Raw genomic sequence first — 20,093 nt, 5'->3', positions numbered from 1 at the left:
CCGGAGTGCGGTGTCTGGTCAGAGGTGGCGACCGCGTTGCGGACCGAAGAACAGATGTCCCCCTCCGACGAGCATGATGACGAACTGCACGACGTAGGACAGCGCCAGACCGGCTGCGGCGCCCGTGGCGCCCTCGAGCCAACCTCCCAGTGCCACGGCGCCCAGCCCGAGGAGGGAGGACGCAGTGGCCGACCATGCCACCACCCTCTCCAGGCCGGAGCCCTGCATGACTGCCGTGATCACGGAGGAGACCCCGTCCAGGGCAAGTGCCACCAGGAGAAACCGGAATCCGGCGACGGCGCCCTGGTAGTCGCTGCCCAGGAGCCAAACCACCCAGCTGTGTGCAGTGACACCCAGGGCGGTGTAGGCCAGGCCCAGGCCCAGGAGGAGGACCATGAGCACGCGGCGCTTGCCGCGCTTGTCGCCGCGGCCGCTCTTCACCGCAGCCGGCATCATGACGCCCGCCAGGGACGTCCCGATCATGCGCAACGGGGAGACGGAGCGGGAGATCGCACCGTAGTAACCGGTCTGGACCGAACTGGCAACAAAACCCACCACGAGTGTGTCCAGGTTTCGAACTTGGGCCATGAACGAGTTCGCCCAGAAGGGTCGGCTGCGTCGCAGGATGTAGCGCGTGTCATTCGGGGGACGCTCGCTGCTGGGCGTGGTGACGCTGACGAGTTGAGTACCCAGCAGCCAACTCAGCAGCGCTGCCAGAAGACTTCCGAGCCCGTATGCCGTAATGGGGCCCAACGCCTCTGCGGCAACCACGACAATGCCCAGCGCAACCATTCGGCGTGCCACCAGCACGCTTGAGTTCTTCCACGTGTCCCCGTCGGCGATGGCCATGTTCAACCGCATGTCCGCTTGTCGCTCCACGGTCAGTCCCACGGCCAGCGGAATCAGCCACCACCACGGGATTTCACCGAATGTTGCGAGGAGCATGCCCGCAACCAGGAGCGCGGACAGCAAGACCGCCCCGAGCCACCGGTAAACGTTCAGGCACCGTCGAATGTCTGGATCGGACGGATCAGCGGCGCGGGCGCGCAGCGCATAGGTCGACACACCCAGGTCAACCGAAGTCTGGAGCACCACCACCAGACCCAGGAAAGCGGAGAACACCCCGAACTTCTCGGGGTCGGTGCCACGCGCGACCAGGATCAGGGCCAGAGACTGCAGGAGGGCAGCGGCCAACCTGCCACCGGTGACCCACAGGAACCCGCTGAGTACCCGGTACCTGGGTGGTTCCTGACGCTGGTCAGGCACGGAGGTCGTCTCGGTGCTCTCGGTACCAGGTGACGGTTGAACGCAGTCCCTCCTCCAAGGTGATGGCGTGCTGCCAACCCGCGGCGTTGAGCTTCGAGACGTCCAGGAGTTTCTGGGGCGTGCCGTCCGGCTTGGTGGTGTCCCACTGGACCTCGCCGGTGTAGCCCACAGCCGCGGCAATCAGGTCGGACAGTTCCGCGATCGTGATGTCTTTGCCCGTACCCACATTGACCTGTTGGCCGCCGTCGTAGTGGTCCAGAAGGTGGAGGCAGGCATCGGCCATGTCGTCCACGTGCAGGAACTCTCTGCGAGGGGTTCCGGTGCCCCAGTTCGTCACTGAGGGAGTTCCGTCGATTCTGGCCTGTTCGAAGCGTCGGATCAGGGCCGGCAGCACGTGTGACCCCTGCGGCGAGAAATTGTCTCCCGGGCCGTAGAGGTTGGTGGGCATGGCCGAAATCCATGGCAGGCCGTCTTGCTTCCGCACCGCCTGCACCTGCTGGATTCCCGCGATCTTGGCGATGGCGTAGGCGTCGTTGGTCGGTTCCAGGTGCCCTGTGAGGAGGGCATCTTCCACAATGGGTTGCTCCGCGAACTTGGGGTAGATGCAGGAGGAACCCAAGAACAGCAACCGTTGCACCCCGACGGAACGGGCCGCATCCATCACGTTGAGTTGGATCCTGAGGTTGTCGCTCAGGAAGTCCACGGGGTAGGTGTCGTTGGCCAGGATTCCGCCGACCTTGGCGGCCGCGAGTACGACCGCCTGAGGTTTGTGTTGTTGGAAGAAGTCCGACACGCTGTCGCGCTCTCGCAGATCAAGCTCCGCCGAGGTCACTCCAAGGAGGTTGGTGAATCCGGCGGCTTGCAATCGGCGCCAGATGGCGGAACCAACCAGTCCACGGTGCCCCGCCACGTAGACCAGGGCGTCGCGTGGTATCGGTTGGACGGTTCGGGAAGTGGTTTCAACAGACATGACAGATTCCTTAAAGAGTCAGTTCAATCAGGCGGGGGTCGACGTCACGCGGTGCTCGGACGGGGCGTGTCGATGTAGGGGCGCCCTTGGCACTCCAGCCGTTCGATGTCAGCATCAACCATGATCCTCGCCAACTCGGCGCTGTTGACGGAGGTCCGCCAGCCGAGTTTCTCGGCGGCTTTGGACGGGTCCCCGATCAGTGCGTCCACCTCCGTGGGGCGAAGGTAGCGGGGGTCGAACCGGACGTGCTTCTCCCAGTCCAGACCCGCATGCTCGAAAGCAACGATCAGGAAGTCCCGCACGGTGCTCTCCTGCCCCGTGGCAAGGACAAAGTCTTCCGGTTCGTCGGCTTGGAGCATCCTCCACATGCCCTCGACGTACTCGGGGGCATAGCCCCAGTCCCGTACGGCATCCAGATTTCCCATGTAGAGATGGTCCTGGACACCGGCTTTGATGGCTGCAGCCGCCCTGGTGATCTTGCGAGTCACGAAAGTCTCTCCGCGTCGCGGTGATTCGTGATTGAAAAGGATGCCGTTGACGGCAAAAAGTCCGTAGGCTTCGCGATAATTCTTTGTGATCCAGTACGAATAGAGTTTCGCAACTCCGTACGGGGACCTCGGGTAGAAGGGGGTCGTTTCGTTCTGGGGTGGTGGTGTGGCGCCGAACAGCTCAGAAGTCGAGGCCTGATAGAACTTACAGCCCACGCCGGACTGCCGGACGGCTTCGAGCAGGCGGATGGTGGAGGCGCCAGTGGTTTCTGCCGTGTGTACCGGCTCGTCGAAGGACACCCGCACGTGGGACTGCGCGCCCAAGTTGTAGATCTCGTCCGGCTCGATGTCACGCAACAGTGTGGTGAGGCGAACACCGTCGGAAAGATCACCGTAGTGCAGTTGCAACCTGACATCCGGATCGTGCGGATCCTGGTACAGGTGATCAATCCGTTCCGTATTGAAACTCGAAGAGCGCCGGATCAGACCATGCACCTCGTAGTTCTTGCTCAACAACAATTCAGCCAGGTACGAGCCGTCTTGGCCCGTGATGCCCGTGATAAATGCCTTACGACGTTCACTTGTCATTGCAGTATCTCTCCCGCTTTCGTTGCTCGTGCTGCCTCTGGTTCTGTTCGTTGCGGCTTGGAGGTACGTGGCATGTTCGTTCCGAGTGACCGGCTTCGCTCGGCCCTCGACGAGGGGCGGACGGCCAGTTGCCTCAACCACGCCTCGTTGCGGGCCAGGGCTGAACTCTGGGTCAGGTTCTCCTCTGCGTGGCGCAAGCCGTTGGCACCCAGTGCTTGACACCTGACGGCATCCGCAGTCAGGTCCTGGGCGGCCTGGAGGAGCAGGGACGGATCACCCGGTGGAACGACCACTCCCGCCCGCGCCTCGAGGACCTCCTGCGCGGTGGTTCCGTCCGGTTCAACCGCCGCCAGAACGGGGAGACCGGTTCTGAAATAGGACGTGAGCTTGCTGGGCACCGCCATTTCCCGCAGTCCGGGCTGTTCATTCACCAGGAGAGCGTCGGCACTGTGCAGGATTTCCTGGAATCGTCGATCGTCCTGGGGAGGCAGGAAGTGAAGGTTCTCCACTCCCTGACCGAGTTCTTCCAGGGCTGCGCGTCGGGAACCCGAGCCCAGGAGCACGAAGTGCACGGATGACCCTTGAACCTGCGCGCGTCGAGCGGCCTCCACCACATTCTCCAGGTCCTGCTTGGCGCCCATGTTCCCTGCGTGCAGGATGATGCGGTCACCATCGCCCCACCCGTGCTTGGCTCTGACGGCTGCGCGGTCGACCGGGGAACTCACGGTCTGGAGGTGTGACCAATTGCGGTGTACGACAACACCTTGGGACGGAAAACCGAGGGACTCGATGACATGCGCCGCAAAGCGCGGATGGATCACGGCCACGGACTGGGCCTGTCCGAGCACCTTCCCTTCCAGCCACTTGAGGAGCCGGCGGGAGCGCCGCACGGAACCGTTCAATTCCTCGGCACCCTTGCTGTACAGGTCCTGGACCCAGATGGCCCTGCCTGAACGGCCGGTGAGACGGGCTCGGACCAACGCGATGCCGGAGGAGAACAGTGCGGGTGACACAGTCAGGACCACGTCGCTGTGAGGCCACCGGCTGAAAGCTGCGCGCAGACCGAAGTGCAGCTCCATCAGGAGCCGGGCTGCTCCGGTGCCCCCTTGGCTGGGCACCATGTGTCGAAACCGGTGAACTCGTACGCCGTCGATGAGCTCTGTTTGACGCCTACCGGTGTAACCCTCCGCGATTCTCCACTCCGGGTAGTGGGGGTATCCGGTGAGCACAGTCACGGTGTGGCCGCGCTCCACGAGCCCCCTTGCCAGTGCCGTGGTGTACGGGGCGTTCCCGGTGGGTTCCGGAGCGTAGTTGAGGCCGATGATCAGGATTCGCATGCTGGTGGCTTCCCCTTGTCGCTGGCTGTAGCCCGGGGCGTGGAATCACCAACGCCCTTCGAATAGATCTGGTCCAGCACATCCCCGACGCGTCGCATGGAGAGCTCTTCACGGATCAGTCGTTGACCTGCTCTGCCCATCCGGTCTCTTCTGTCCGCGTCCTTGAGCAGCTGGTCGACCGCTTCTGCCAGTTCGGGCCCGGAACGATCACAGACGATGCCGGCACCGTATTCCTGAACCAGTGGAGCCAGCCCGCAGTCGTGGTTGATCACCACGGGCCGTCCGCAGGCCATGGCCTCCAGGACGGACATCGGAAACGGTTCATTGCGGGAAGGCAGGACGAACACGGAACACTTGCTGATGGCCTCCGTGACGGCTGTGGGCTCGACCGGACCGTTCCATTGCAGCCTTCCGGACAGAGGAGTTGTGGCGATTGCCTGGGTCACGCGGTCTCCTTCGCCTTCATCAGGCCCCAGGAGCGTGAAATCGACCTCGGGGTGATGCGCATGGAGTTGTCTTGCAGCTTCGACGAACGCCATGGGCTGCTTGCGCGGGTGAAGGCGGGCCAGAAACAGCACGGCCGGGTGCTCGGGTTGGGGCGCCGGCGCGGACGGAGGGGTCGGGAGTCCGTTGGGCACCTGAACTGTTGGCAGGCTGCGCCCCGCAACGGCTTCGATCTCGTCGGCTTCCACCGGACGCAAGTGCAGAATTGCCTTCGCCGAGTGCAGCACACGTTTGACTGCAATTGCGTCAAGAATTCTGGCCAGGAGCCGAGGTGACGGGACGATCATGCCGTGGGTCTGTAGGACGTAAGGAATACGAAACATCGCGCACAACCATGCGATGGGTAGCGTGACCAGATCGCGGGCCAAGTGGATGTGAACGACGTCGAAATTCTTTCGATTTCGCAGAAACCATGCGAAGAGCCCGGGGGCAATGGTGGTGGCGAAACCGAGGGTCGGTAACGGATTATATGCTCGGAACAATTGGACCGGCACCCCGTCGAACTCCTGTGGCGCGGTGGCAGACTGAAATCCCTTGTGCGAGCCGGTGAGTATTGCTTGATGTCCCCGGTGTCGGAGTTCTTCGACCTGTCGGCAGGCCACGCGAACCGGGCCGCCGTACTCACCGTGCGGGGAAATCAGCGTGGCCACGTGGACAATCCTCACGGCCGAACTCCACGGGTGGAGGACGGCGGTGCCACTTCGGCCCGGGGTGCGAGGACTCGCGAGTCGGGTGCTACATCCTGCGTGACCAGTGCAGTCGCGCCGATCACGGCATTCTCTCCCACGGTGACCCCGCGTAGGACAGTGGCCCGCGTTGCAATCCAGGCACCGTCGCGGATGGTGACGGGTGCGTTGTCGAAGTCGAAGGACTCCACATCGGCACGGTGGCTACCTGTGCACAGCATGGACTGCTGGGACAGGCAGACGTCCTCGCCGATGATGATGTCCTCGAGGTTGATGAGTTGTGATTCGACGCCAATCCAGGAATTGGAGCCGACAGTCAATTTCCAAGGCCATTGGATGTGTACCCGGTGGCGGATCAGAACATTTTCACCGATGTTGGCCCCAAAAGCCCTGAGGACTTTCACGCGAATTTTGGACGGACACAGAATTGAGCGAGTCGCAGGGCTGCCCACCGCCACCCAGAGTGCCTGGATGGGTAGGTTTCGTCCCTTGTCGTACCCATTTCCCGTGAATGAGGCCAAACGCCGTCGCATGAATCAGTTCCCCCTTTTGGCTCTTGTGTCCCCCTGATGCGATGACTGAACGCTGCATCAACCGTGGCCGCCGCGACATTCCGGTGATGTCCCCACATCTCTGGTCATCGCGTAGAACACAACCCTATCCGGACACGTGTGGCCTGGGCCTCATGGGAGCGGACTGCGGAGTAAATCTACATGCAGATGCATTGAGCCGTGGGCGGAGATGAGTTCGTCGATCGTGGCCGGCGTTCATGCAACCGGCCAGATTCAGGCAATCGCTCGGCGCGCGGTGCGGAGGCGCATACACCTGGACCGCGAGTGAACCGCACAAAAGAGGACAGAGCCATTGGTTGCCACGGTGTGACGCAGTGCCAGGGGCAGTCTCTGCAGTTTGCTGATCCGTGTCTGCCCCACCGAGTAACCTGGACGGGCGCTTTCGCGTCTTCTGATCCAACACCTCTGCGCCCAGGAGTCCTTTCACCATGTCCTTGACCGGCCTGGCATCAGTGCTGACCACCGAACGCTCGATCGCCAACGTTCGGAACCAGGCTGCGCTGAAGCCGTCCGAGCGCTCCGCCGAGACGGTCATCAGCGTGACCGACGGGTTGCGGCCCGCGCTGCTGGCCCAGGTGCTGGACGGGATGCGCTCTGCGACCAGTGGTCGTGACGTTAGCGGCTCCGGCGACGACGCCGGGCAACCCGCCCCCGTCCTGCTGGTCGTCACGGCCACGGGTCGGGAGGCCGAGGACGTGGTCGCCCAGCTTCCGGCATGGGCCCCCGGCGCCAGGATCGCGGACTTCCCTTCCTGGGAGACCCTTCCGCACGAACGTCTGTCCCCGCGCTCGGACACCGTGGGCCGCCGCCTGGAGGTCATGCGGCGTCTGCGCCGACCGGACGGGGACCCACTGGACGTCGTGGTCGCGCCGGTCCGTTCGCTGCTGCAGCCCGTGGTCGAAGGCCTGGGGGACCTCCAGCCCGTGGTATTGGAGCGCGGTGCCGAACAGTCCTTCGACGACGTCGTGGCAGCCCTGGTCGCGGCCGCGTACGCGCGCGTGGACATGGTCACCAAACGCGGCGAGTTCGCGGTGCGCGGCGGCATCGTCGACGTCTTCCCCCCGACGGCCGACCACCCGGTGCGCGTGGAGTTCTTCGGGGACGAGATCGATGAACTGCGCTGGTTCGCCGTCGCCGACCAGCGCACCCTGCGCGGCACCGAGCACCCCGAACGCATCGTGGCACCCCCGTGCCGTGAACTGCTCATCACGCCCGCGGTGCAGTCGCGTGCAGCGCACCTCAAGAACCAGCTTCCCGGCGCCGAGGCACTGCTCGAAAAGGTCGCCGGTGGGATCTACACGGAGGGCATGGAGTCCCTGGCTCCGCTGCTTGCCGAACGCATGGTGCCCGTGCTCTCCCTGCTGCCGGCGGGCTCGCTGGTCGTGGTCATGGAGCCGGAGAAGGTGCGGACGCGCGCCGCCGACCTGGTCGCCACCAACGAGGAGTTCTTGGCCGCCGCCTGGGAATCGGCCGCGGACACCGACGTCGCACCCCTGGACGTGAACACCGTCGGCGAGCAGGGCCGCACCCTGGACAGCGGGTCCTTCCAGACCCTCGAACAGGCCCGGGAAACGGCCCTGGACCTGGGGCTGGGCTGGTGGGCCACCACCGCGTTGCCCGTGGACTCGACCATCGCCGAGGTCGACGCGGACACCAGCGCCGCCGTGATTCGCATGTTGGACTCCGAGGCCGACAGCCTGACGGTTGCCGGGCGGGAACCGCTGCGTTTCGGTGGTGACGTGGAGGCGGTGCTCGCGCACCTGGCCGAATCCGTCCGAGACGGCTGGCGCGTGGTCGCCGTGACCGAGGGGCCCGGTCCGTTGCAACGGCTGGCCGAACTGATGCACGACGCAGACGTACCCGCGGCCAGGCACGACACGCTTGCGAATGAGCCCCAGGCGGGACTCGTGGAACTCACGTGCGCGACGGCGGGCACGGGGTTCGTGCTCGACGAGCTCAAGGTCGCCTTCCTCACCGAGTCCGACCTGCTGGGGCGGTCCTCCGCGTACGCCGCCAAGAACAGCCGACAGCTCCCGCAGCGTCGTCGCCGTAACGCCGTGGATCCCCTGGCACTCAAGGCCGGTGACTACGTGGTGCACGAACAACACGGCATCGGACAGTTCGTGGAACTCATCGCGCGGCCCATCGCCGGGGCCGTGCCCAAGGCAGGTCAGCCGCGCCCCATGCGCGAATACCTGGTGCTCGAATACGCGGCCTCCAAGCGCAACGGACCCAAGGACCGCCTGTTCGTGCCCACGGACCAGCTGGACCAGATCTCCGCCTACGTCGGCGGAGAGACCCCGGCGCTGTCCAAGATGGGTGGCGCGGACTGGAACCAGAAGAAGAAGGCGGCCAAGCGGGCCGTCAAGGACATCGCGGGGGAGCTGATCCGGCTCTATTCGGCCCGCATGGCCACCCGCGGTCACGCCTTCGGCCAGGACACGCCGTGGCAGCGGGAACTCGAGGACGCCTTCCCGTACATCGAGACCCCGGACCAGCTGACGACCATCGACGAGGTCAAGGCCGACATGCAGCGGGAGGTCCCCATGGACCGCCTGATCTCCGGCGACGTCGGGTACGGCAAGACCGAGGTGGCGGTACGCGCCGCTTTCAAGGCCGTCCAGGACGGCAAACAGGTGGCCGTCCTGGTGCCCACCACGCTGCTGGGGCAGCAGCACACGGAAACCTTCAGCGAACGCTATTCGGGCTTCCCGGTGCGGGTGGCCTCCCTGTCACGCTTCCAGACCCCCAAGGAGTCCCGCGAGGTCCTCAAGGGTCTGGCGGATGGCACCGTCGACGTCGTCATCGGCACCCACCGTCTGCTCGGCTCAGAGGTCACCTTCAAGGACCTCGGTCTGGTGATCATCGACGAGGAACAGCGCTTCGGCGTCGAACACAAGGAAAAGCTCAAGGCCATGCGCACCAACGTGGACGTGTTGGCCATGTCCGCGACCCCGATTCCGCGCACCCTGGAGATGTCCCTCACGGGAATCCGCGAAACCTCCACGCTGGCCACCCCGCCCGAGGAACGCCACCCCGTGCTGACCTACGTGGGCGCGTACACGAACAAGCAGGTCACGGCGGCCGTGCGCCGTGAGCTGATGCGCGAGGGCCAGGTGTTCTTCGTCCACAACCGGGTGTCCTCCATCCAGCGTCGGGCCGCCGAACTACGCGAACTGGTCCCCGAGGCGCGGATCGCCGTGGCGCACGGACAGATGAGCGAGAACGAACTCGAACAGATCATCGTGGACTTCTACGAGAAGCGCTTCGACGTCCTGGTCTCCACCACGATCGTGGAGACCGGCCTGGACATCGCCAACGCGAACACGCTGATCGTGGACGGTGCCGACAAGTACGGGCTGTCCCAGCTGCACCAGTTGCGCGGCCGCGTGGGGCGCGGCCGGGAGCGTGCCTACGCGTACTTCCTCTACGACGTCGAAAAGCCGCTCACGGAGACCGCCCTGGAACGCCTCAAGGCAGTGGCGGCTCACAACGAACTCGGGGCCGGCCTCCAACTGGCGCAGAAGGACTTGGAGATCCGCGGCGCCGGCAACCTCCTGGGCGGGGAACAGTCCGGGCACATCGCCGGAGTCGGCTTCGACATGTACCTGCGCCTGGTCGGGGAGGCCGTTGCCGAGTTCCGCGGGGACGCGGACGAATCACCCGCCGAGATGAAGATCGAACTGCCCGTCAACGCCCACCTGCCGCATGACTACGTGCCGGGAGAGCGTCTGCGCCTGGACGCCTACCGGACGCTGGCCAACGCCACGGACGAGGCGGGCGTCCAAGAGGTGGCCGACGAACTCCAGGACCGCTACGGCACGCTGCCCGAGCCTGCGCAGTTGCTGCTGGACGTGGCCAGGTTGCGGATCAAGGCCCGCGCGGCGGGGTTGGTGGACGTCGCGGCTCAAGGCCCGAACATCAGGTTCGGGCCGGTGGACCTGCCCGAGTCCCGTCAGATGCGACTCCAGCGGATGTATCCCGGCTCCAAGTACGTGACTGTCCCCAACACGGATCAGCACATGGCGCTGGTCCCCAAGCCCAAGACCGCCCGCGTGGGTGGCAAGGACCTGGTGGACGGGGCGATCCTTGCCTGGGCGGACGAGGTGATCACCGCGGTCATCGCTGCCCCGCAGCCGGCCTCGGAGACCGATGTCAAGACCGCGCCACAGGTCTGATCCCACAGGCCTGACTCCACGCGTCTGATACCCCAGCACCCGATTCCCCGCAGGAGTAGGGCACGTGAGGCGGAGGAATTGTCAAGCCATCTGCAACGTCTTGTGGGCCACACTGGCGATACTTTTGGGGACACCGCGTCAAAGTGACCCTTCTGGACGTGCATTTTCATCGAATTACCTCTATCTTCGTTCCCGGAACAGGGAGAAGGCGACCACTCCTCCTGGAATCGGATCCACGTCACCGAAGAGTTTTGGGGTTTCGGTGATCGCGTGCACGGGAGTCAGACGGGTCGCACGGACCGCGGGCCGCTCCAGGGGGGAGCAGTTCAGCCCGCGGTCATCGTCTTCAACCATCCGAGCTGAGGATGGCAATGCAAAGGCCCCGCACCGTGATCGGTGCGGGGCCTTTCGCATGTTCTGCGGGCGCGGGAGTCTGCAGAACAGAACAGGTCAGTTGCGCAGTTCCTGCTGCGGTGCGGACTCGGTAGAGGCCGGAATGTCGATCATCAGGTTGCGACCACCCGCAGAGCGCGCGGCGGTCTTGCTGCGGAAGATCAACGTGGGGATCAGCAGGGCGGCGCCGTAGGCCAGGATGCCCGCTCCGAACCACCAGTTCTCCGGGATGGTGAACAACCAGAAGCTGGCGAGCATGGCCGCGACGGGCAAAAGCCACAGGATGAAATTGGCGAAGAACTGGCCCTCGCCGGAGTAGCGGCGGATTGTGCGTCCCTGACTGTCGGTAGCCATTCGAGCCTCTTCCTCGTGGTGCGTCGGCCGGATCCGAGGGTGGCGTACCCACTCACATGGAATGGGCCGGGTCCGGCGATGAGTTCGTCGTGCCCCAGTGTAGTGGTTGATGGCGACGATGTGTCAGTTCCGACGGCCATCGTTGCGCGGAACCGGCCGCGCCACACCCCCGGTTAATCCCGGTCTGGGCCCGGGTCACCTCCGGCTCTCGACGATCCGGCCTCGTCGGTTCGTGTACTCAGTACAGGCCCGAGCCGGCGTCGCCGTCGGTGGGCTGTCAAAGCAGGGCCTCCCCGGCCGAGGCGCCGATGCGGGACGCTCCCGCCTGCAACATGGCGATGGCCGCCTCGCGCGTGCGCACACCGCCCGAGGCCTTCACTCCGATGTCTTCGCCGACGGTGCGCCGCATGAGGGCGACGTCCTCAGGGGTGGCCCCGCCCGTGGAGAACCCGGTGGAGGTCTTGACGTAATCCGTTCCGGCCGCGACGGCCGCTTCACAGGCCAGGACCTTCTGCTCGTCGGTCAGGAGGCAGGTTTCGATGATGGTCTTCAGCTGGGCGCCGCCGCGGTGCACCACCTCGGCCACCGCGCGGACGTCGGCTTCAAGGGCCTCGCGGTCCCCGGCACGGGCTGCGGCGATGTCGATCACCATGTCGATCTCACCCGCTCCGTCGGCCACGGCCTGCTCGGCCTCGGCGGCCTTGGCCTGAGACGTCGAGGCGCCCAACGGGAAACCGACGACGGTGCAGGTCAGGACGTCCGATCCGCTGAGCTTCCGGGCCACCAACGCCGTCCACACGCCGTTGACGCACACGGAGGCGAAACCGTGCTCGAGGGCTTCGGCGCACAGGGTCTCGACCTGTTCCCGGGAGGCCTCCGGCTTGAGCAGGGTGTGATCGATCCGGGCCGCCAGTTCGGCGCCGACGGGTTCGGAGGTCGCGGGGAGGCTGTGGCGTTCGGAGATCTCGGGCACGGCGGGGCCTTTCTGCGGGGGTGGGTTCCTCCCCACCCTAACGGTCACCGTCCGCCCAGGGTCTCGGCGAGTTGATTGATCATGGCGCCCATTCGGAAACGTTCGGGAACCAACGCGGGAACACCGGCCCTCTGCAACGGTGCCGCGGTCACCGGGCCGACGGTGGCCGCCACGACGGTTCGTGGTGCCTCGCCTTGGCTGCCCGGCTCGGTGTCCGCGGGGGAGAAGGCCGCCACGAACTCCCGTTCCACGCCGAGCTCGGAGGCGGTGGACAGCAGGGACTCAGCTCCGGCGGCGGAGGTGAACGTCACGGCGTCGATCTCCCGGGCGCAGATCTGGCGGATCAGGCCCGGCAGCACACCGGCGTCGTCGGCGTCGGCCCAGCGGTGCGGGACCACGGTGTGCACGGTGGCCCCCGCGTCCATCAGGCGTTGGCGCTGCTCGCGGTCGTGGTAGCCGTTCTCCTGCCAGCCGATCACGGCGCCCGTGAGGTCGTGGTCGTAGGACTCCAGGATCTCGTCCACCAGCGGCCCGATGGTTTCGTCGGGGGAGATGCCGACGTCGTGCAGACCCAGGTTGCGGACCGCAGCCCGGCCCTTGGGGCCTCGGACCCAGATGTCCGCGGTGGCCAGCATGGCGTGGACCCCGTCCGCTTGCCCGGAGGCTTCGACCACCTCCCACCAGCGCTTGAATCCGTAGCCCGTGGTCACCACGATCAGGTCCGGGTGGGCGGCCAGCAGGTCGCGGGTCTCGGACACGACGGCGGCGTCCTGCTCCACCGGGACCAGCTTGAGCGACGGGGCCGCGATGACCGTGGCACCCTTGCGCTCCAGGGCACCGATCTGGTCGTCGGCGCGGCGGTGGGCGGTCACCGCGACCGTTCGACCGGACAGCGGACCCTGGGGGTGGGACTGGGCGCCGTCGGCACCGTTGCCGGTCTCGTCGTCTGTCCTGGCATCTGTCCCGTGGTCGTTCGCGGTGTTCGAGGTCATGGGGTCCTCCGGTGCGGGGGCGGGCCCGCGGTGGGCCACGGCGCGGTGTGGGGTCAGTTCACCGAGAATTCGTTCCCGGTCCTCCGAGGCAAGGGCCGCCACGGGACCGATCACGGTCACCGCGGGGGAGCCGGCCGCGGCCAGATCGGTGACCGCGGAGCCCAGGACGGACGTGTAGGTCTTCTGTTCCGCGCTGAAGCCCTTTTCGACCAGGGCGATCGGGGTGTCGACGGCTGCGCCGTGCCGGGTCAGCCCCGCCACCAGCTGGGGGAGGGTTGCCACCCCCATGAGCACCACCAGCGTGGCACCCGTCCCCAGCAGGTCGCAGAACCCGTCCAGTTCCGCCTCGGAGAACGGCACGTGCCCGGAGGCCACGGTGAAGGTCCGGGAGACGTCGCGGAACGTGACGGGGATCCCGGCCGCTCCGGGCACGGAGATCGCAGAGGTGATCCCGGGGACCACGTCCACCGGCACACCCCAGGATTCGCAGTCCGCGGCCTCCTCCCCACCTCGTCCGAAGACGTACGGGTCGCCGCCCTTGAGCCGCACCACGTGTCGACCCTCCTGCGCGGAGTTCAACAGGATCGACTGGATCTGCTCCTGCGGCACAGGGTGGTGGCCGGGCCACTTGCCCACGCGGACCACCTCGGCGTGCGGGGCCTGGCGTTCGACGACGTCCTGGGGCGCCAGACGGTCCAGGAGAACGACGTCGGCGTCCCCCACGGCGGCCAGCCCGCGGGCGGTCACCAGGTCGGCAGCACCCGGGCCACCGCCCACCAGGCTGACTCCGGCGCGTTCGGCGGGGACCTCGGCCACGGGTAGGGATCCGTGCTCGGCCCGGAGTGCCGTCACGGTCCGGTCCCACCGGGCGCAGTCGCCCACGACCAGGACCAGCCCGGGACGCCACCGATTGCCCGGTACGGGATCGGGCTGAACGTCCTCCTCACCCGGAGGTGCGGTCTCGACGGCGTGCACGGTGGCTCCTGCGGCGCGAAGGCGACGTGCGCTGCGGGAATCCTTCCCGGCTCCGAGGAGGAGGACGTTCACCTGGGTGAGATCTGTGTCCAAGAACATGATCCAACCCTAGGCGGCGTCGGTCAGGAATCCGCACCCACGGGGATCCGTGCCCCGGAGATCAGGACCGGGCCGGACCCGTCCTCGGCGGCCCGGATCTCGTCCTGGGTCGCGGGCCGGATCTGGTCGCGTTCCAGCACGTACTGCCGGGAGGCGTCGTCGGAGGTCTCGGGTTCGTTGACGAAGGACCGGAAGCGGCGCAGCCGCTCCGGGGAGGCCAGGGTCGCGGCCCACTCGTCCTGGTAGCCCTCGATCTGACGCTCCATGTCCGCCTCCAGGTCCGCGCAGATGCCCAGGGAGTCGTCGATCAGCACGGACTTGAGGTGTGCCATGGCGTCGCCGTACTCCTCGTCCAGGTCCTCGAGCCAGCGGGCGGTGCGCTGCAGCTTGTCAGCGGTGCGGATGTAGTACATGAGGTACCGGTCGATGTACTTGACCAGGGTGAGTTCGTCGATGTCCTGGGCGATCACGCGTGCGTGCGCCGGGTTGGCGCCGCCGTTGCCGCCCAGGTACAGCGTCCAGCCCTCGGGTGTGGCCATCACGCCGATGTCCTTGCCCTGAGCCTCGGCGCAATCGCGGGCGCAGCCGGAGGAGCCGATCTTGAACTTGTGCGGCGAACGCAGCCCTCGGTACCGGTTCTCCAACCGGATGCCCATGCCCACGGAGTCCTGCACGCCGAAGCGGCACCACGTGGAGCCGATGCAGGACTTCACGTTGCGCAGGGCCTTGCCGTAGGCCTGGCCGGATTCGAACCCGGCGTCCACGAACCGCTTCCAGATCTCCGGGAGTTCCTCCAGGCGGGCACCGTAGAGGCCGATGCGCTGGGCGCCGGTGACCTTGGTGTAGAGCCCGTAGTCCTTGGCCACGGAGGCGATCACGGCCAGCTTCTCCGGGGTGATCTCGCCACCCGGGATGCGCGGGACCACCGAGTAGGTGCCGTCCTTCTGCATGTTGCCCAGGTTGCGGTCGTTGGTGTCCTGCAGTGCACCGCGGCCCTCGTCCAACACGTAGGCCTTGGGCTGGGAGGAGAGGATCGAGGCCATGACCGGCTTGCAGATCAGGCAGCCGTCGCGGCCCTTGCCGAAACGCTCCAGGGCTTCCGGGAACGTGCGGATCCCACTGGCGCGCACCGTGGCGTAGAGCTCCTGACGGGAGAGGTCGAAGTGCTCGCACAGGGCCTTGGAGACCGTCAGCCCCAGGGAGAGCATGGTCTTCTCCATGGTCTTCTGAAGCATGGGCACGCACGAACCGCACTGCGTGCCGGCGCTGGTGCACTTCTTGAGCGCGGGGACCGACTGGTTGCCGTCCTTGACGGCTTCGCGCACGGTGCCGAAGGAGACGTTGTTGCACGAACACAGGATCGCGTCGTCCGGCAGTTCAGTTTCGGGGGCGTCACCACCGGCGGCGGAGAGGTAGCGGGCCGGTTCGGCCGGCAGGGAGCGGCCCTGCAAGGGTCGCAGGGCGTCGTAGGGGTCCGCGTTGCCCACGAACACGCCGCCCAACAGCGTCTCCTGGTCCTTGCCCACCACGATCTTCTGGTAGACACCGGCCACGGGGTCCGTGTAATTGACTTCGATGCTGCCCGGAGTCTTGGCGTACACGTCACCGAAGGAGGCCACGTCCACCCCCGAGAACTTCAAGCGCGTGGAGGTGTCAAAGCCCGTGACCGTGGAGTCCCCGCCGAAGAGCCGATCGGCCACCACCTCCGCCATGATGTTGGCGGGGCCCACGAGGCCCCAGGTCTGGCCCAGGATGTCCGCGACTTCGCCGATGGCCCACACGTGCGCCACGGAGGTCTTGCAGGACTCGTCGACCACCACGCCGCCGCGCGCGCCCAGGTGGAACCCGGCGCGCCGGGCCAGCCCCGAACGGGCCCGGATGCCGATGCCCAGGACCACCATGTCGGCGTCGATGTGTTCGACGGCGGCGTCCTCACCCGGGCCGTCCTTGACTGTCACGCCCACGACGTTTTCTTCCTCGTCCAGCTCCACCCCGGCGATGAAGCGCTCGCAGCGCACGTCCAGCCCGTGTTCGCGCATCAGCGAGTTCACGGCCAGGCCGCCGTCGCGGTCCATCTGGGTGCACAGCAGGAACTCGGCCACGTCCAGGATGGTCGCCTCCGCGCCCAGGTCCTTGAGGCCCGCGGCCGCTTCGAGCCCCAACAGGCCACCGCCGACGACGACGCCGCGCGGGGCGCGTCCGAGCTTTTCGCGCAGGTCGGCGACCTCCTTGACCATGCCCTGGACGTCCTCGATCGTGCGGAACAAGTGCACGCGGTGAGCACCCGGGATGTTCAACGTGGCGGCGTTCGACCCGGTGGCCAACACGAGTTCGTCGTACGGGAAGTCCTCACCGCCACGGGTGTGGACCACCTGGTTCTTGACGTCCAGGTCGGAGGCGCGGGTCTTGGTGCGCAGATCCAGCTGCGGATGATCCCAGAAGCCGGAATCCCCCAGGGACAGGTCGCGTTCGGGGTCGTTGAACAGCGTCTCCAGGGCCACACGGTCGTACGGAGCCCACGGTTCCTCCGTGAGCACCGTGATGGTGTCCTCGCCCAGGCCCTTCTGCAGCATCTTCTGGGTGAACCGGTGGGCGGCTGGGCCACCACCGATCACCAAGATCTTGCGTCCGGTTCCGGGGGCTGGCGTGTGCGGCATGGTGGAGTCGCTTCCTGCTGGTCCTGGCTGTCACTGTCGGCCGACGCGGTGCGGCGGGACTGGTGACCCGGACCGCTCGTCGTCGATGCGCTCACACGTGGAAAACCCTGCAACGGCTTGGGCGGACCACGTGAGCTCTGGTGACATGGAACCACTTTCGTCGCCTGCCGGTCATACTGTTGCCGCAGGATGCTTGGACGGACAGCTCCCTGATCAGATCGGGGTGCTGTGCCCGAATTGCAGCGAAGCCGTACCGAGAGGACCTTCATGAGCACCGAGACCGCCATCGTCCAGGGCCCCGTGGACATCTGCGCCGTGACCGACTTGGAACGTGACTGGGGGGAAGTGGCACTGATCGGTGAGCGCCAGGTGGCGGTCTTCCGGATGCAGGACGACACCGTGTACGCCTGCGACCACACCGACCCGCATTCGGGCGCGTTGGTCATGGCCCGCGGCATCGTGGGGGAGACCGTCGACGGCGTTCCGACCCTTGCCTCCCCGCTGTACAAGGAGATCTATGACCTCCGCAGCGGGGCGTGCGTCTCCGGCGCCGAGTTCACCCTCCCGGTGCACAAGGTCACCGTGGAGAACGACCGCGTGCTGGTCGAGCTGAGCGCGTGAACCAGGCCCCTGGACCGGGGCGTTCTGGTGAAACGCCCCTGCAGGACCCGGATCCCGTCCTGCTGCTGTGCGCGCACGGTTCCCGTGCTCGTTCCGCGCAGGTGGCCACCGAGGAGATCGCCGCCGCGGTCTCGCACGCATTGCCCACCACGGACGTGGTTCTGACGTGGGTCGATGTTCAGGAACCGGATGTCGTGGCGCGTTGCGAGGAGTTCGCCGACCGCCCCGTCGTCGTCGTCCCCCTGCTGTTGGCGGCCGGGTACCACGTGCACAAGGACCTGGCCGATGCCGTGGCCGGCCGCGGGCATCACGTGGTCACCGCGGCACTCGGCCCGCACCGCGGCCTGTCGGAAGTCATGGCGCGACGGATCCAGGAAGCGGAGGCGGCGCACGACGACGACGCGCCCGCCCCGGACCTGGTCCTGATCGCGGCCGGGTCCTCCGACGATCGAGCGGTGGCAGACGTCCGCCGCCAGGCCGAAGACCTCGCCGAACTCACGGGCCGGTCCGTGCGCACCGGATTCGTCTCGGCCGTCGAACCGGCGGCACGCCGGGCCGTGGCCGAAGCGTGGCGCGACGGCGCCCATCACGTCACAACGGTGTCCTTCCACATGGCACCGGGCATGTTCCACCGGGACGCCACCGACGCCGGTGCATCTCCCGTGGACGGCGCAGCCTCCCCTCACGCCCGGGCGGGCGGGCGGGTGACCGAACCGTTGCTGGTGGACGGCACACAGGTCCCGCCTGAACTGGTGAACGTGGTGATCGAGCGCTGGCAGGAGGGCGTGACGGCTCTCGCCCAGAGGGGCTGAGAGTTCATCCCGGTGACCGGTCCTCACACGGCCCTGCGCGGCCGGTGAGGAAGACGTCACGCTCACGTGACGGTTGAGCAACCGTGTCCGCAACACGGGATTCCTAGGTTCAAGTGCAATGACACCCGGATGGCCGGGCGTCGACCACGACACCTGGAGGTCCTGTTGAGCACCGAACCCCGCGTCTCGGAGACCAGGCAGAGCGGCTCCACCCAGCCCCTTCCCAAGCTTGCCCTGCGTGAGCGCCCCGGCCGGTGGCTGGACGGCTACGACCCCGAGGACCAGCACCAATGGGAGACCCAGGGGCAGGCCATCGCGCGAACCAACCTCAAGTGGTCGATCTTCGCCGAATTCCTCGGATTCGCCGTGTGGCAGCTGTGGGCCGTCGTGGTGGTGTTCCTGCCGCGTGCCGGGTACGCCTTCACCGACTCCCAGTTGTTCTGGTTGATCTCCATGCCGTCGCTGATCGGAGCGACGTTGCGGGTTCCGTACACGTTCATGGTCGGCCGGTTCGGAGGCCGCAACTGGACCGTGGTCTCCGCGTTGCTGTTGCTGATCCCGTCGATCGGCCTGGCCCTTGCCGTGACCGTCCCGTCCACGCCGTTCTGGGTCATGCTGCTGATCGCTGCCACCGCGGGCTTCGGCGGCGGAAACTTCGCCTCGTCCATGGCCAACATCACCTACTTCTACCCGGCTCGGGAAAAGGGCTACGCACTGGGACTCAACGCCGCCGGCGGCAATCTGGGCGCAGGCATTGCCCAACTGGTGGTGCCGCTGGTCATCACCCTCGGCGGTGCGGGTGCGCTGAACCTCCCCCTGGCGGGATGGTTCTGGGTGCCGCTGATCCTCCTGGCCGCCTGGGGCGCCAAGACCTGCATGCACAACATCTCCGACGCCAAAGGTGACGTGGCCGGTTCACTCGCGGCGGTCAAGGAACCGCACTTCTGGATCGTGTCCCTGCTCTACGTCGGGACGTTCGGGTCGTTCATCGGATTCTCCGGAGTGTTCCCCAAACTGATCGCGGACACGTTCCCCGAGTTCGCCACGTTCTCCGTCGGTGCTGCGGCCCTCTCCCTGGCATTCATGGGCCCCATCATCGGTTCCTTGGCCCGGCCCTACGGCGGGAAACTGGCCGATCGTTTCGGCGGGGCCCGCATGACGGCGTGGTCCTTCACAGGTATGGCGTTCTTTGCCCTGGCAGTGGTGTTGACCCTCCCGTTGCGCAACTTCTGGCTCTTCCTGGTCCTGTTCCTGGCCCTGTTCATCTGCTCGGGGATCGGAAACGGCGCTACATACCGCATGATCCCCTCGATCTACCGAATCCGGGCACTCCTGCGTGGGCCCGGGACGGACCGGGACGACGTGAATGTCGAACAGACCAATGAAGGCCGCAGGGTCTCCTCCGCGCGTCGTGCCTCGGCGGCACTGGGCCTGATCTCCGCGGTGGGTGCCTACGGCGGATTCGCCATTCCCCAGGTGCTCTCCGCGTCCAAAGCGGCCACCGGCCAGTACGTCATCGCCTTCTACGGTTTCGTCGGGTTCTACATTCTGGCTCTCGCGATCACCTGGGCCTGCTACCTGCGTCCCGGGACCGCCATGGCCGCCGAACACATCTGAGGTACGACGAC

General features: G+C 66.5%; 14 protein-coding genes. 4 read left to right on the top strand and 10 right to left on the bottom strand.

The window, feature by feature from the left end; translation table 11 throughout:
- Positions 1–18: 18 nt before the first annotated feature.
- Genes GWK18_RS05210 through GWK18_RS13090 form a run of 6 tightly spaced genes read right to left on the bottom strand, consistent with a single transcriptional unit; the run spans position 19 to position 6,159 of the window.
- Positions 19–1,266 (bottom strand): lipopolysaccharide biosynthesis protein, encoded by a 1,248-nt coding sequence (locus GWK18_RS05210; protein ID WP_166833662.1) that lies wholly within the window; start codon positions 1,264–1,266, stop codon positions 19–21.
- Entirely contained in the window at positions 1,259–2,236 is a 978-nt protein-coding gene (locus GWK18_RS05205) for a GDP-L-fucose synthase (protein WP_123825077.1), read from the bottom strand. The genes GWK18_RS05210 and GWK18_RS05205 overlap by 8 nt, the downstream gene beginning before the upstream one ends.
- 44 nt (positions 2,237–2,280) lie before the next feature.
- The gene (gene gmd / locus GWK18_RS05200) at positions 2,281–3,312 is read right to left on the bottom strand and encodes a GDP-mannose 4,6-dehydratase (protein WP_166833660.1); all 1,032 of its coding nucleotides are present in this window, start codon (positions 3,310–3,312) and stop codon (positions 2,281–2,283) included.
- Positions 3,309–4,649: a glycosyltransferase gene (locus tag GWK18_RS05195; protein WP_166833658.1), complete on the bottom strand. Its 1,341-nt coding sequence runs from the start codon at positions 4,647–4,649 to the stop codon at positions 3,309–3,311. The genes gmd and GWK18_RS05195 overlap by 4 nt, the downstream gene beginning before the upstream one ends.
- On the bottom strand, positions 4,637–5,803 hold the full coding sequence (locus GWK18_RS05190; protein ID WP_166833656.1) for a glycosyltransferase: 1,167 nt from the start codon (positions 5,801–5,803) through the stop codon (positions 4,637–4,639). The genes GWK18_RS05195 and GWK18_RS05190 overlap by 13 nt, the downstream gene beginning before the upstream one ends.
- An 11-nt stretch (positions 5,804–5,814) precedes the next feature.
- Positions 5,815–6,159 carry a hypothetical protein gene (locus GWK18_RS13090; RefSeq protein ID WP_245192873.1) on the bottom strand — a complete coding sequence of 115 codons (345 nt, stop codon included), beginning with the start codon at positions 6,157–6,159 and terminating at the stop codon, positions 5,815–5,817.
- Between the two features lie 680 nt (positions 6,160–6,839).
- On the opposite strand from GWK18_RS13090, the gene mfd reads away from it, so the two are divergent.
- Positions 6,840–10,589, top strand: a complete 3,750-nt coding sequence (gene mfd, locus GWK18_RS05180) for a transcription-repair coupling factor (RefSeq protein ID WP_166833652.1) — start codon at positions 6,840–6,842, stop codon at positions 10,587–10,589.
- Positions 10,590–11,039: 450 nt separating this feature from the next.
- On the opposite strand, the gene GWK18_RS05175 is transcribed toward mfd, so the two are convergent.
- The 4 genes from GWK18_RS05175 to nirB form a co-directional block, all read right to left on the bottom strand.
- Positions 11,040–11,336, bottom strand: a complete 297-nt coding sequence (locus GWK18_RS05175) for a hypothetical protein (RefSeq protein WP_123825083.1) — start codon at positions 11,334–11,336, stop codon at positions 11,040–11,042.
- Between the two features lie 277 nt (positions 11,337–11,613).
- Positions 11,614–12,300: a deoxyribose-phosphate aldolase gene (deoC, locus tag GWK18_RS05170; protein WP_166833684.1), complete on the bottom strand. Its 687-nt coding sequence runs from the start codon at positions 12,298–12,300 to the stop codon at positions 11,614–11,616.
- A gap of 53 nt (positions 12,301–12,353) precedes the next feature.
- Complete coding sequence (gene cobA, locus GWK18_RS05165; protein WP_166833650.1) at positions 12,354–14,375, bottom strand: uroporphyrinogen-III C-methyltransferase; 2,022 nt, start codon at positions 14,373–14,375, stop codon at positions 12,354–12,356.
- 23 nt (positions 14,376–14,398) lie between these two features.
- Positions 14,399–17,032 carry a nitrite reductase large subunit NirB gene (nirB, locus tag GWK18_RS05160; RefSeq protein WP_166833648.1) on the bottom strand — a complete coding sequence of 878 codons (2,634 nt, stop codon included), beginning with the start codon at positions 17,030–17,032 and terminating at the stop codon, positions 14,399–14,401.
- A gap of 267 nt (positions 17,033–17,299) precedes the next feature.
- On the opposite strand from nirB, the gene nirD reads away from it, so the two are divergent.
- From nirD to GWK18_RS05145, 3 genes are all read left to right on the top strand, one after another.
- Positions 17,300–17,653: a nitrite reductase small subunit NirD gene (gene nirD, locus GWK18_RS05155; protein WP_123825086.1), complete on the top strand. Its 354-nt coding sequence runs from the start codon at positions 17,300–17,302 to the stop codon at positions 17,651–17,653.
- A complete protein-coding gene (locus GWK18_RS05150) occupies positions 17,650–18,465 on the top strand; it encodes a CbiX/SirB N-terminal domain-containing protein (RefSeq protein WP_348535838.1) in 816 nt (271 codons plus the stop codon). The genes nirD and GWK18_RS05150 overlap by 4 nt, the downstream gene beginning before the upstream one ends.
- 234 nt (positions 18,466–18,699) lie before the next feature.
- Positions 18,700–20,082 (top strand): MFS transporter, encoded by a 1,383-nt coding sequence (locus tag GWK18_RS05145; RefSeq protein WP_245192888.1) that lies wholly within the window; start codon positions 18,700–18,702, stop codon positions 20,080–20,082.
- Positions 20,083–20,093 lie beyond the last annotated feature (11 nt).

It is taken from the genome of Kocuria sp. JC486 (assembly GCF_011602805.1).
GTDB classification, from domain to species: Bacteria; Actinomycetota; Actinomycetes; order Actinomycetales; family Micrococcaceae; genus Kocuria; species Kocuria soli.
This window is presented reverse-complemented; position numbering and strand designations above follow the sequence as displayed.